This window comes from Burkholderia sp. LA-2-3-30-S1-D2 (assembly GCF_001523915.2).
GTDB classification, from domain to species: domain Bacteria; phylum Pseudomonadota; class Gammaproteobacteria; order Burkholderiales; family Burkholderiaceae; genus Burkholderia; species Burkholderia diffusa.
The window spans coordinates 2,526,714-2,539,731 of sequence record NZ_CP013384.1 but is presented as its reverse complement, the minus strand read 5'-3'; the positions used below and the strand labels follow the sequence as shown (position 1 = coordinate 2,539,731).

Below are 13,018 nucleotides of genomic sequence, written 5' to 3'. Positions count from 1 at the left end.
CACTGAAGCATAATGAATCCTCGTCAATCCACCACGCGCGAGCGACGTACCAGACCATCGTCATGAGCGAAATCACGCCTTCCCCGGCCGGTCTGCCCGGCACCTCTTCCGCTTCTACCGATTCCCCCCGTTCCAGGCCGGCGCACACGCCGGAGGCGTCTGCCACGCAGGCTGCCCCTGCGCAAGTCGTCGCGGCTGACGGTGCGTCGCCGGTCACCGCGGCGTCCGAGCCGGGCGCCGCAGGCACGACAGGTGCTGCAGGCGAAGGCGGTGCAGTGTCGCCGAAACCCGGTGCCGCGCCGCCCGGTTTTGGCGCGCAGCCCGATTTCGACACGCCGCGTCCGCCGCCCGCCAGCGTGCAGAACGCGCCGCCGGCATACCTGAAGCAAAGCGACACGCCGTGGTCGGTGTTCGGGCGGATCATCGCGGCACGCGCACGCCGGATCTTCGATCGCGCCGGCCAGCGGATCACGCAGCGTACGCTGCGCATCGGCGTGTCGGCGCGGATCTTCCATCCGGAGCCGGGCGCGAAGGGACTGCGCGGCAAGACACTGCAGTATCTCGAGGAATCGATCGCGCACTGGGTGATGTCGCGCGACGTGCTCGTGTTCATGATCCCGACCGTCGGTCACCAGGGCATGCTGCATCCGAGCAACATCCGCCTGCGCGACTACGCGAAGCATCTCGACGGCCTGCTGCTGCAAGGCGGCGCCGACGTGTCGCCGCAAACCTACGCGGCGTCGGATGCGCGCCCCGAATGGCCAGGCGACCGCGTGCGCGACATGTACGAGCTCGAGCTGTTTCACGAGTTCGTCGAGTCCGGCAAGCCGGTGCTCGGCGTGTGCCGCGGCTGCCAGCTGATCAACGTCGCGTTCGGCGGGTCGCTGTACCAGGACATCGCGACGGACGTGCCGACCGCGAATGCGCACGTGAGCGAGCATTACGACCAGCATCGCCACGCCATCCGCTTCCCCGACTCGTCGACGCTCGCGAGCATGTTCCCCGGGCGCAGCGAAGCGATCGTGAACTCGATTCACCATCAGGCGATCCGCGATCTCGGCCGCGATCTGAACATCGAGGCCGTGTCGGCCGGTGACGGGATCATCGAAGGCATTCGCTACCGGCGTGCACCGTTCGTCGTCGGCGTGCAATGGCACCCGGAGTTTCATCGTGCTGGCGGCTCCGAGTTGCTCGACTGCACGCCGCTGCTCGATGCGTTCCTGCGAGCGGCTCGCGATACCCGCCTGTAAGCCGCTCTTGTATCGCCGCGCAGGAAGGCTGGCCGCATCCCGATAAATTCGAGATGCGGCCGTTTCGTTTTGAACGATAATCGCGACTTCCGATTCGTTCGCCGGAGTCTGACGTTGGTCTTCCGAGATTTTTCCCCTGCACGATGCGCAACGTGGATCGTTGCGCTGGCCGCCTGCGCGCACGCGGGCGCAGCGTGGTCCGACGCGACCGCGCCGGTCGCGGGCACGCGCCCCGCGGTGACGAGCCTGAGCGGCGATGTCGCGACTGCGGCACCGGCATCCGCGGCATCCGCCACGGATGCCACCGCGCAAGGCAACGTCGCCGAACTCACGCAGATGCTGCATGACGGACGAATCGTCGAGATGCGCACCACCTACAACGGCAGCTATGGCGCAAGCCTGATGTTCGATCCGCGCGAGATGACGTATTACGTCGCGCTGTTTCAGAACAAGCATCTTTGGCGCGTGATCAGGTCGCAGGAGAAAAGCCGTGCGGAGATGGTGTACGCGAACTTCGTCCAGCAGACGGTGCAGCTCGCGGACGTCGAAATTCGTCGCACCGAACTCGAGGCGCAGAAGACGTTCCTCGAACGCGTGATCGCGCTGCAGGCGAATCGCGCGCAGCAACTGCAGGCCGATCTGAACGTCGCGCGCGGCCAGCAGGCCGAGGTGGCGCAGCGGCAGAAGGCGGCGCAGGAGCAGACGCGGGCGCTGCAGATCGAGAAGCGGGCCGCGCAGGTGCAGTTGCGTGATCTGCAGGAGCAGGTACGGCAACTCGAGCGGCAGTCGGAAACGGGGTTGCCCGCGCGCAAGTGACGATTCGGTGCGATCGACCGACGGACGGACGAACGAACGAAAACCCGGCGAAGCCTGCTTCGCCGGGTTTTTTGTTGGGCGCGTGTCAGCGGATGAGCGTATCCGGTCCGTCGGTCAGGCGGCGGTGGGACAGTTGTGCTGTCCAGTCGAAACCGGCGCCGGGCGCGTCGGCCGCCGGTGCCGCGCGATCGGGGTGCAGCGCGTTCACCATCGCGATAAGCGTGAGCGGGTCATCGAGCGGATCGAGCGGGGCTCCGGGAGGCGCAGGCGAACCGACGCGATCGGGCGTCGGCGTGCGCGACGCGTGGCGCGTGACCGATGGGCGCGCGGTGAGTCGCGGCGCGGAAGGTGCGTACACGCGTGCCGTTGTCGTGCGCCTGTGGGCCGGTCGATGCGGCGTCGGCAGCGCTGCGATGGCGACGCGCTGAACGTTCGGTGTCGTGTCGGAGCGTCGCGGCGCTGGATGGGTCGTCGCGCCGCGTGTGACGGGCGCGCCTGTGGAATGCGTCGCAAACGGCCGCGCTGCGACGGGCTGCGCCGGTGCGACGGTCGGCATGGCGGGCGCCACCGCGGCCGTTTGCACGGCACCCATGGACTGCACGGCATGCTCCGGCACGACGCCAACGATCTGCGTCGCGGGCGCAGGCGCGAAACCCGGTAACGGCTCGTGCGCGGCGATCAGCCAGCCGATGATGCCGAGTGCGCCGATGCTCCAGCAGGCGGCGTGCCGCGCACGTCGGTCATGCGCGCGACCGGCGGCATGCTCGATGTGCTGGCCGGCGGCGCGCGCCGCGACGTCCGGTACACCGGCAGACACCGGGCGCGTGGCGGGCGGCGATTGCCAGCGGCACGCGCGATGCGGCGCTCCGACGTCGATGCATGAGGTCTTCAGGATGGCTGCGCAGCGCGTGCCGAGTCGGGTGCCGGGCGCGCCGCTGAACGTCCATTCGCGACCGAACGGCGGCACGCCGTCGAGCGGTGCGACACGAGGGCGGGCAAGCGGACCTTCGACGGAAACGAGGAGCGTTGGGATCATGAGGGCGGTACGCGATGCGACACAGGCAACGATGCCGGCCGCGGCGCGAATAGCGTGGCAAGTTGTGAAATTGTGGTCAGTCGACGGCGACCGGTCGATCAGATCAATCTGATTTTTAGTACGCGTTTCGAGGCGATTCGTACCAGACGAACGCGGCGACGGTGATCGCGGGCCCGGCCCAAGGCAATTGTCGGCTTCGCGTGGCATCATTTGCCGTTCATGCCGGCGTGTGCATCATTGGGCTGCGTGCCTCCGGCTGGCAGCGATGTTCGTGCGTGCCGGTCCGGTGACACACGCATCGTCGGCTGCACCTGTCGTCGCTCGACGCACTCGTCGTGACCGTCTGCGTCGGCCTGTCCAATCTCGTCTGGCTGCCGCTGTCCGGCGCGCTGTCGGATCGCATCGGCCGCCGCCCGGTGCTGATCGCGTTCACGGTGCTCACGCTGCTGTCGGCCTACCCGGCCGTGCTGTGGCTCGTGGCCGATCCGTCCTTCCTGCGGCTGCTGGCGGTCGAGCTGTGGCTGTCGTTCCTGTACGGCTCGTACAACGGCGCGATGGTCGTCGCGCTGACCGAAGTAATGCCGGCCGACGTGCGCACGGCTGGCTTTTCGCTCGCGTACAGCCTCGCGACGACGATCGGCGGTTTTACGCCGGCGATCTCGACGTTGCTGATCCACCAGACCGGCAACAAGGCGGCGCCGGGGCTGTGGCTGAGCGTCGCCGCGATTTGCGGGCTGATCGCGACGCTCGTGCTGTATCGCACGCCCGAGGCGCGCAACCAGTACAAGGCGGCTTGACACCACCTGCGTCGCATCACGTCGAACGAAAAAAGGAGCGCGCCGCGCTCCTTTTTTGTCTGCGTTCGGCCACTCAGGCGTCGCGCAGCGCGTCGGCGACTGCCGCCGCCACGTCGAGCCATTGCCCCGGTGCGGACTGGCGGGCGAGCTTCGCGTGCGGATACCAGGGGCAGTCGTCGCCGGTGAACCAGCGCCAGTCGGGTGCGAACGGCAGCATGATCCACAGCGGCTTGCCGAGTGCGCCCGCGAGGTGCGCGACCGCCGTATCGATCGTGACGACGCCGTCGAGTCGTTCGATCAGCGCGGCCGTATCGGCGAAGTCGTTCAGCCGCCCATCGAGGCGATGCACGCGCGGATGCGCGTCGACGCGCGCCCGTTCGTCTTCGTCGAGCGCCGGCTGCAGCACGACCCAGTCGATGTCCTGCAGTGCGAGCAGCGGCGCGAGTGCGTCGAACGGCATCGAGCGATTTTCCTGCGCTTGCCGGCGCCCTGACCACGCGAGACCGAACTTGCGCTTCGACTGGCCGCCGAGCGAGCCGCGAAAGCGCCGGCGCGCGCTGTCCGGCGCGTCGAGGTAACGCTTGCCCGCGACGATGTCGGCTGGCTGCAGGCCGAGCAGGAACGGCAGGCTCATCAGCGTGCACGCGACGTCCGCCGCCGGCGGCTTCGCGGCGCCCTGTGCGACGAGCGTCACGCGCCAGCGTGCCGCGGCCGGCGTGAGCAGCGCGACGAGTTCCGGCTGCACTTCGAGCACGACGCGCGCGCAGCGGGCGCGCGCGAGCGGCACGAAGCGGACGAACTGCAGCGTGTCGCCGAAGCCCTGTTCCGCGCGGATCAGCAGCGTGCGCGACGCAATCGGCTCGCCTTGCCAGCGCGGCAGCGTGCCGAGCGGCGTTGCGCCCGGCGTGTCGTGACGCGCTTCGTATGCGGGCAGGCCGCGGGTGAAGTCGCCCAGCGTAAGCAGCGTGACGGCGCGATGCAGGTGCGCGAGTTTGAGGTCGGGAGCGACGCGCAGCGCCTGGTCGAACGCGCGCAGCGCCATCTCGTGCGCACCGAGTGCGTGATGTGCGTTGCCGAGGTTCAGCCACGCGAGACTGAACGACGGATCGAGGCCGACCGCCCGTTCGTAGTAGGGCAGCGCTTCGCGCTGGCGTGCCTGCGCGCACAGCGCGTTCGCGAGCCCGAAAAGGGCGAGTGGGAACGGCGGGTGCAGCGCGAGCGCGGCTTCGAATGCGGCGGCGGCTTCGCCGTGACGGCCGACCGCCTCGAGCGTGTTGCCGAGATTGAAATGCGCGGCGACGAAGCGCGGCTGCGCGGCGATCGCCGCCCGGAAGTGCGCGATCGCGTCGTTGGCCCGGCCCATCGCGTTCAGGGCCATCGCGAGATTGTTGTGCGCACCGGCATGCCCGGGCCGCAGCTCGAGGGCGCGATGGAATGCGGCAAGCGCGTCGTCGTGACGGCCGAGGGCATTCAGCGCGTTGCCGAGGTTGTTGTGGATCGATGCGTCGTCGGGCGTGAGCCGAAGTGCGCGGCCGAACGCATCGACGGCATCCTCGTGGCGCTGCAGCGCCGCATACGCGTTGCCGAGGTTGTAGTGCGCGAGCGGAAATTCGGGCGCGAGCGTCAGCGCGTTGCGAAAGCGGTCGATTGCTTCGTCGAGTCGGCCGAGCGCCTTTAGCGCGTTGCCGAGATTGAGCTGCAGCGCGGCATCGTTCGGGCGCAGCTCGACCGCACGCCCGACGAGATCGGCCGCCTCGGCATGCTGGCCCTGCTGATGCCGCAGCACGCCGAACAGATGCAGTGCGTCGGCGTCGGCGGGATTGGTGGCGAGTGCGGTGCGATAGCCGTGCTCGGCCTCGGCGAGGTGGCCCGCGCGGTGCGCGGCATACGCTCGGTCGAATGCGGAATCCATGACGCGAAAACTGACGGAAAGCGCGTATTTTCCCACACTGCGCGGGGGCACCCCAGATCGGCCGGTTGGCATATGGCCCCGTGACGCGGAGCGGCGTAGACTTGCACAATCGCGTGTCATCGAGGTTCTCATGGCTGACACACCGCTCGATATCCCGCCCGTGCTGATCGTCGGCGCGGGCCCGACTGGCCTTGCCGCCGCGATGGCGCTCGCGCGTGCCCGCGTGCCGGTGCGCATCATCGACCGGCTCGCCGCACCCGCACCGTATTCGCGCGCGATCGGCATCCAGGCGCGCACGCTCGAACTGCTGGAGCAGCATCGCGCGGTCGAACCAATTCTCGCGTTGGGCCATCGTGCGCATGCGGCCGTACTGCACGCGGACGGTCGCGTGATCGCGCGGCTCGATTTCGATCCGCTGCAAACGCGCTATCCGTATTTGCTGTTTCTCGACCAGAGCATCACCGAGCGGCTGCTCGCCGAGCACCTGGCCGGGTTCGGTGTGACGGTCGAACGCGGCGTTACGTTGACCGCGTGCGACGCGGGCGGTACGTCGCTCGACGTGACGATCCGCGGCGCCGACGGTCGTGAACAGGCGTTCGCACCGTCGTACCTGATCGCCGCCGATGGCGCGCACAGCACGGTGCGCCATCTGCTCGGCCTGGGCTTCGCCGGGCATGCGTTCGAGCAGACCTTCCTGCTCGCCGATTTCGCGGCGATACCCGACTGGCCGGACGAGGAGATCCACCTGTTCACGACGCCGGACGGCATCGCGGGGCTGTTTCCGATGGGCGGCGGCCGCTACCGGCTCGTCGCCGACCGGCCGCCCGGCGGCGACGCATCGCCCGATGCGCCGGTCACCCCGACGCTCGACGAATGCGAGGCGATCGTGCGCGCTCGCGTCGGCGCGTCGATCGCGCCGAGCGATCTCGCGTGGTCGGCGTATTTCCGCCTGCATAGCCGGATGGTCGACCGGCTGCGTCACGGGCGCGTGTTCTTCGCGGGCGACGCCGCGCACGTTCACAGCCCGGCGGGCGCGCAGGGGATGAACACGGGTATTCAGGAAGCGTTCAATCTCGGCTGGAAGCTCGCGCGCGTGCTCGGCGCAGGCACGCCGGAGCGGCTGCTCGACACGTATCACGCGGAGCGCCATCCGATCGAGCGTGACGTATTGCGGCAGACCGGCTTCATCACGCAGATCGTCGAAGCCGACCACGGCGCGATGAAGCTGCTGCGCGATCATGTCGTGCCGCTGCTGGCGTCGTTCGGGCCGGTGCGCGACGCGGTGCGTCGCACTGTCAGCGAGCTCGGCGTGCAATACCGGAAAAGCCCGCTCACGCTCGAACGCGTGCTCGATGGCGGGCCGCGCGCGGGCGAGCGTGCGCCCGACGCGCTCGTGCACGTCGTCGACGGGCCGCTCGGCCGGGCGCCCGGGACCGCGAGACTATACGACCTGCATGACCCGGCGAGCTTTACGCTGCTGCTGCTCGAGGAGCCGGCAAGTGCCGACACGGGCGACACGGGCGACGTGCCGCCGATGCCCGCGGACGCGCAGGCGCTTGCGCAGGGGCTGGAGCGGATCATGCCGGGTGCCGTGCGAACGTGGCGCGTCGCCGATGCCGAAAGCGACGGCGACGATGGGCTCGCGCAGGTATACGGCCGTTCGAGGCCGTCGTTCTACCTGCTGCGTCCCGATGGCTACATCGCGGTGCGCGGCCGTACCGCCACCGACGCGAACGCGCTGCTGCGCCATTGCGAAAGCTGGTTCGCGGGCATGCCGGTGCCCGCGTAGCGCGGCGCTCAGGCGGTGGCCGCGGCCGGCACGAGCGATGCGCGGTGCGCGGCGATCGCGTCGCGCACGATCGGTGCGGCGCGTTGCGCGGCTTCGCTCGACGGATCGTCGAGCGCGGCGAGTAGCGCGCGCCGCATCCGCGGTTCCCAGAAGCGCCGGATGTGGTCCGCGATTCCGGCCAGCGCTTCTTCGCGATCGGGCATCGATTCGAAGAACGCGCCGATCTGGTTGGCCATGTCGATCAGGTGTCCGTTGTCCATCGCGTCCTCACTTGCCCGTCGTCGCGGCAGCCGGCGTGGCGGCGCGGCGCTCGAGCAGATCGAGCTGCTCCGAGTTGAAACGTGCATACGCGCGCTGCCAGTCCGACGGCTGCGCAACCGGCATGACCTGCACGGCCGTGACCTTGTATTCCGGGCAGTTCGTGGCCCAGTCGGAGCTGTCCGTCGTGATCACGTTCGCGCCCGACTCGGGGAAGTGGAACGTCGTGTACACGACACCCGGCTGCATGCGGTCGGATACGAGCGCGCGCAGTACCGTCTGGCCGGCCCGCGATTCGATGCCGACCCAGTCGCCGGTCCGGATCCCGCGATCCTCCGCATCGTGCGGATGAATCTCGAGGCGATCCTCTTCGTGCCACCGGACGTTCTCGGTCCGGCGCGTCTGCGCGCCAACGTTGTATTGCGACAGGATGCGGCCCGTGGTCAGGATCAGCGGATAGCGCTGCGTGACCTTTTCCGGCGTCGGAATGAACTGCGTAATCACGAACCGGCCCTTGCCGCGCACAAACGCGTCGATATGCATCGTCGGCGTGCCGTCCGGTGCATCTTCGTTGCACGGCCACTGGATGCTGCCGAGCGCGTCGAGCTTCTTGTACGACACGCCCGAGAAGGTCGGCGTGAGCCGCGCGATCTCGTCCATGATTTCCGACGGATGCGTGTAGTGCATGTCGTAGCCGAGCGCCTGCGACAGCAGCAGCGTCACTTCCCAGTCGGCGTAACCCGCGAGCGGCGGCATCACCTTGCGTACGCGCGAGATGCGGCGCTCCGCGTTCGTGAACGTGCCGTCCTTCTCGAGGAACGTCGAACCCGGCAGCAGCACGTGCGCGTATTTCGCGGTTTCGTTCAGGAAGATGTCCTGCACGACGATGCATTCCATCGACGACAGCGCGGCCGCGACGTGCTGCGTGTTCGGGTCCGACTGGACGATGTCCTCGCCCTGGCAGTAAAGCCCCTTGAAGCTGCCGTCGAGCGCCGCGTCGAACATGTTCGGGATGCGCAGCCCCGGTTCCGGTTGCAGCGTGGCCGACCATGCTTCCTCGAACTGGCTGCGCACGATTGCGTCGCTGATGTGCCGGTAGCCGGGCAGCTCGTGCGGGAACGAACCCATGTCGCACGAGCCTTGCACGTTGTTCTGGCCGCGCAGCGGATTGACGCCGACGCCTTCGCGACCGATGTTGCCAGTCGCCATCGCGAGGTTCGCGATGCCCATCACCGTCGTCGAGCCTTGCGCGTGTTCGGTCACGCCGAGGCCGTAGTAGATCGCGGCGTTGCCGCCGGTTGCATAGAGGCGTGCGGCCTCGCGCACCAGTTCGGCCGGTACGCCCGTCACGTCCGCGGTGGCCTCGGGCGAGTTGTCGGCGCGCGACACGAAGTCGCGCCATTGCTCGAACGCGCGCGTGTCGCAGCGTTCGGCGACGAATGCCTCGGCGACGAGCCCTTCGGTGACGATCACGTGCGCGAGCGCGTTGACCATCGCGACGTTGGTGCCGGGGCGCAGCTGCAGGTGGTGCGTGGCCTTCACGTGCGGGCCGTCGACCACGTCGATGCGGCGCGGGTCGATCACGATCAGCTTCGCGCCTTCGCGGATGCGTCGCTTCATGCGCGAGCCGAACACAGGGTGGCCGTCGGTCGGGTTCGCGCCCATCACGACGATCACGTCGGCCTGGCCGACCGACGCGAAGGTCTGCGTACCGGCCGATTCGCCGAGCGTCGTCTTCAGGCCATAGCCGGTCGGCGAGTGGCACACGCGTGCGCAGGTATCGACGTTGTTGTTGCCGAACGCGGCGCGTACCAGCTTCTGCACGAGGTAGGTTTCCTCGTTCGTGCAGCGCGACGACGTGATGCCGCCGATCGAATCGCGGCCGTATTTCTGCTGCAGCTTGCGGAATTGCGTCGCCGCGTACGTGAGCGCTTCTTCCCAGCTGACTTCGCGCCACGGGTCGGTGATCTTCTCGCGGATCATCGGTTTCGTGATGCGGTCCTTGTGCGTTGCGTAGCCCCACGCGAAGCGGCCCTTCACGCACGCATGACCTTCGTTCGCGAGGCCGTTCTTGTGCGGCGTCATGCGCACGACCTGCGTGCCCTTCATCTCGGCCTTGAACGAGCAGCCGACGCCGCAGTACGCGCAGGTCGTGACGACCGAGTGCTCGGCCTGGCCGAGCTGCACGACGGACTTCTCCTGCAGCGTGGCGGTCGGGCACGCGGCGACGCAGGCGCCGCACGATACGCATTCCGATTCCATGAACGATTCGCTTTCGCCGGCGGCGACGCGCGATTCGAAACCGCGCGCGGCGATCGTCAGCGCGAACGTGCCTTGCGTTTCCTCGCATGCGCGCACGCAGCGGTTGCAGACGATGCACTTCGACGGATCGTACGTGAAATACGGATTCGATTCGTCCTTCTGCTCGCGCAGGTGATTCGCGCCGTCGAAACCGTAGCGCACTTCGCGCAGCCCGACCACGCCCGCCATGTCCTGCAACTCGCAGTTGCCGTTGGCGGGGCAGGTGAGGCAGTCGAGCGGGTGGTCGGAGATGTACAGCTCCATCACGTTGCGACGCAGCGACTGCAGCCGGTCCGACTGCGTGCGCACCTTCATCCCGGCTTCGGCGGGCGTCGTGCACGATGCCGGATAGCCGCGCCGGCCCTCGATTTCGACCAGGCACAGGCGGCACGATCCGAACGGTTCGAGCGAATCGGTCGCGCACAGCTTGGGCACGTTGACGCCGGCTTCGATCGCGGCGCGCATCACCGACGTGCCGGCCGGCACCGTCACCGGCTGGCCGTCGATTTCGAGCGTGACGTCGGTATCGGCATGCCGTTGCGGCGTGCCGTAGTCGGTTTCGTCGAACGGATCGCGCACGCGCGCCTGGGCGGCGCTCTTGCACGCGCATTGGCCCGAGCCGCAGCCGCCTTGGCGGACGTTGTTCGTGTCGAGGGACATTCAGGGCTCCTTCTGGGTCAGGCCGCAGCCTTGACCGGACCCGACGCGGCTTGCTTGCCGGCGGCGAGCCCGAAATCTTCGGGGAAATGGTCGAGCGCGGACAGCACCGGGTAAGGCGTCATCCCGCCCATCGCGCACAGCGAGCCGGCGAGCATCGTGTCGCACAGGTCGCGCAGCAGCGTGACCTGTCGCTCCGACTTATCGCCCTGGCGAATGCGTGCGATCGTCTCGACGCCGCGCGTCGATCCGATCCGGCACGGCGTGCACTTGCCGCACGATTCGATCGCGCAGAACTTCATCGCGTATTCGGCGAGCTCCGCGAGATTCGACGTATCGTCGTGCAGCACGATGCCGCCGTGGCCAACGACCGCGCCGATCGCCGTGTACGCCTCGTAGTCGAGTGGCACGTCCCACTGGTGATCGGGCAGATAGGTGCCGAGCGGGCCGCCGACCTGGGCGGCGCGCGCGGGCCGGCCGCTTGCCGTGCCGCCGCCGTAGTCGAACAGCAGCTCGCGCAGCGTGACGCCGAACGCGAGCTCCACGAGCCCGCCGTAGCGGATGTTGCCCGCGAGCTGGAACGGCAGCGTGCCGCGCGAGCGACCCATCCCGTAGTCGCGATAGAACGCGGCGCCGCGCGCGAAGATCACCGGCGCGGTCGCGAGCGTGATCACGTTGTTGATCACGGTCGGCTGGCCGAACAGGCCGGCGAGCGCGGGCAGCGGCGGCTTCGCGCGCACGACGCCGCGCTTGCCTTCGAGCGATTCGAGCAGCGCCGTTTCCTCGCCGCACACGTAGGAGCCCGCACCCTTCGCGACGTGCAGGTCGAACGCATGCGCGGAGCCGAGCACGCGTTCGCCGAGCCAGCCGGCTTCACGGGCGCGCTCGATCGCGGTTTCCAGTGCCGCGATCGCGTGCGGGTATTCACTGCGCACGTAGATGTAGCCGAGCGTCGCGCCCGTCGCGATGCCCGCGATGATCATCCCTTCGATCAGGCAGTACGGATCGCTCTCCATGATCAGGCGATCGGAGAACGTGCCGGAATCGCCTTCGTCCGCGTTGCAGACGATGTACTTCTGCGTCGCGCTGGCCTGCCGGACGGTGCGCCACTTGATGCCGGCCGGGAAGGCTGCGCCGCCGCGGCCGCGCAGCCCCGATTCGATCAGCAATTCGCACGCGGCGCCGCCGTCGAGCGCGAGCGCGTTCTTCAGGCCGGCGAGGCCGTCGTGCTTCAAGTAATCGTCGATCGACAGTGGATCGGTCAGGCCGATGCGCGCGAACGTGAGGCGCTGCTGGCGCGCGAGATAGGGCAGGGCGTCGACTACGCCGACGCCGCTCGGATGCGCGCCGCCGTCGAGCCAGTTCGCGTCGAACAGGGCGGGCACGTCTGCGGCTGACAGGTTCGCGTAGCCGACGCGACCGGCGGCCGTGCCGACCTCGACGAGCGGCTCGAGCCACAGCAGCCCACGCGAGCCGTTGCGGATCAGTTCGATCGCGACGCCGCGCCGCTCGGCTTCCGCAACGATCGCGGCGGCGAGCGCGTCCGCGCCGAGCGCCAGCGCTGACGAGTCGCGCGGAACGTAGATGCGGGTCGTCATGCTGCCTCCGAAGTGTGCGCGGTCGCGTCGGCGAGCAGGGCGTCGAACTTCTCCGGCGTGACCTTTGCGTGCAACACGCCGTTGACCGTCATCGACGGCGATTGCGCGCACAGCCCGAGGCAGTAGACCGATTCGAGCGCGATGTCGTCCGGCGCGTGCGCGTCGGCGCCATCGCCGTGCGCCGCGTCGAATCGACAACCCGTGCGCGCTTCCGCGTGTGCGGCCAGCACTTCGCAGCCCATGCTGCGGCACGCCTCGGCGCGGCACATCTGGATCGTCACGCGCGCGGGCGGCGCGGTGCGGAAGTGGTGATAGTAGGTGAGCACGCCATGCACTTCGGCGCGCGACAGATTCAGCGCCTTCGCGAGCGGCGCGACGCAGCCTGCAGGCACGTAGCCTGCATCGTCCTGGATCGCATGCAGGATCGCGACGAGCGAGCGGCCGGTACGCGCGTGGCGCTCGACGAGCGCGTCGGGCGCAGGGGAATTCGGGGACATCGGTTATGCTCCTCCAAAGTCTCATATGTGCCGTCAATTCATATAGTGCACATCGGGACTTCGTCCTGATTGATTTTAAGCAACGATAAGCGGAAGATTTCGCAGTC

Annotated in this window: 9 protein-coding genes and 1 pseudogene; 4 read left to right on the top strand and 6 right to left on the bottom strand. The window is 68.5% G+C overall.

The features are described 5' to 3' along the window. Window positions 1-62: 62 nt before the first annotated feature. Window positions 63-1,250, top strand: coding sequence for a gamma-glutamyl-gamma-aminobutyrate hydrolase family protein (locus tag WS66_RS24670; protein WP_059598991.1), 1,188 nt, complete (start codon window positions 63-65; stop codon window positions 1,248-1,250). Between the two features lie 114 nt (window positions 1,251-1,364). Beyond that, on the top strand, window positions 1,365-2,066 hold the full coding sequence (locus WS66_RS24665) for a DUF2968 domain-containing protein (protein ID WP_059598992.1): 702 nt from the start codon (window positions 1,365-1,367) through the stop codon (window positions 2,064-2,066). A gap of 85 nt (window positions 2,067-2,151) precedes the next feature. Here WS66_RS24665 and WS66_RS24660 read toward each other — a convergent pair whose 3' ends face one another. Next, window positions 2,152-3,102 (bottom strand): hypothetical protein, encoded by a 951-nt coding sequence (locus WS66_RS24660; protein WP_059598993.1) that lies wholly within the window; start codon window positions 3,100-3,102, stop codon window positions 2,152-2,154. A gap of 305 nt (window positions 3,103-3,407) precedes the next feature. Between WS66_RS24660 and WS66_RS24655 the strand changes: the two are divergent. Further along, a pseudogene (locus WS66_RS24655) lies at window positions 3,408-3,899 on the top strand (MFS transporter); the annotation flags it as partial. A gap of 73 nt (window positions 3,900-3,972) precedes the next feature. Here WS66_RS24655 and WS66_RS24650 read toward each other — a convergent pair. Beyond that, window positions 3,973-5,811, bottom strand: coding sequence for a tetratricopeptide repeat protein (locus tag WS66_RS24650; protein ID WP_442859295.1), 1,839 nt, complete (start codon window positions 5,809-5,811; stop codon window positions 3,973-3,975). A 130-nt stretch (window positions 5,812-5,941) separates the two neighbouring features. On the opposite strand from WS66_RS24650, the gene WS66_RS24645 reads away from it, so the two are divergent. Then, entirely contained in the window at window positions 5,942-7,600 is a 1,659-nt protein-coding gene (locus WS66_RS24645) for an FAD-dependent monooxygenase (protein ID WP_059598995.1), read from the top strand. An 8-nt stretch (window positions 7,601-7,608) separates the two neighbouring features. On the opposite strand, the gene WS66_RS24640 is transcribed toward WS66_RS24645, so the two are convergent. The 4 genes from WS66_RS24640 to WS66_RS24625 are packed head-to-tail and all read right to left on the bottom strand — an operon-like array spanning window position 7,609 to window position 12,911. Beyond that, window positions 7,609-7,860, bottom strand: coding sequence for a formate dehydrogenase subunit delta (locus WS66_RS24640; RefSeq protein WP_059598996.1), 252 nt, complete (start codon window positions 7,858-7,860; stop codon window positions 7,609-7,611). Between the two features lie 7 nt (window positions 7,861-7,867). Continuing rightward, window positions 7,868-10,819 carry a formate dehydrogenase subunit alpha gene (fdhF, locus tag WS66_RS24635; protein ID WP_059598997.1) on the bottom strand — a complete coding sequence of 984 codons (2,952 nt, stop codon included), beginning with the start codon at window positions 10,817-10,819 and terminating at the stop codon, window positions 7,868-7,870. Window positions 10,820-10,836: 17 nt separating this feature from the next. Beyond that, a complete protein-coding gene (locus WS66_RS24630) occupies window positions 10,837-12,414 on the bottom strand; it encodes a formate dehydrogenase beta subunit (protein WP_059598998.1) in 1,578 nt (525 codons plus the stop codon). Further along, window positions 12,411-12,911 carry an NAD(P)H-dependent oxidoreductase subunit E gene (locus WS66_RS24625; protein ID WP_059598999.1) on the bottom strand — a complete coding sequence of 167 codons (501 nt, stop codon included), beginning with the start codon at window positions 12,909-12,911 and terminating at the stop codon, window positions 12,411-12,413. Before WS66_RS24625 ends, WS66_RS24630 begins: the two co-directional genes overlap by 4 nt. Between the last annotated feature and the right edge of the window lie 107 nt (window positions 12,912-13,018).

Bases quoted from the DNA above. Each gene is read 5' to 3' on its own strand.
- WS66_RS24670 (WP_059598991.1), top strand. From the start codon at position 63: ATGAGCGAAATCACGCCTTCCCCGGCCGGTCTGCCCGGCACCTCTTCC.
- WS66_RS24660 (WP_059598993.1), bottom strand. From the start codon at position 3,102: ATGATCCCAACGCTCCTCGTTTCCGTCGAAGGTCCGCTTGCCCGCCCT.
- WS66_RS24650 (WP_442859295.1), bottom strand. From the start codon at position 5,811: ATGGATTCCGCATTCGACCGAGCGTATGCCGCGCACCGCGCGGGCCAC.
- WS66_RS24645 (WP_059598995.1), top strand. From the start codon at position 5,942: ATGGCTGACACACCGCTCGATATCCCGCCCGTGCTGATCGTCGGCGCG.
- WS66_RS24640 (WP_059598996.1), bottom strand. From the start codon at position 7,860: ATGGACAACGGACACCTGATCGACATGGCCAACCAGATCGGCGCGTTC.
- fdhF (WP_059598997.1), bottom strand. From the start codon at position 10,819: ATGTCCCTCGACACGAACAACGTCCGCCAAGGCGGCTGCGGCTCGGGC.
- WS66_RS24630 (WP_059598998.1), bottom strand. From the start codon at position 12,414: ATGACGACCCGCATCTACGTTCCGCGCGACTCGTCAGCGCTGGCGCTC.
- WS66_RS24625 (WP_059598999.1), bottom strand. From the start codon at position 12,911: ATGTCCCCGAATTCCCCTGCGCCCGACGCGCTCGTCGAGCGCCACGCG.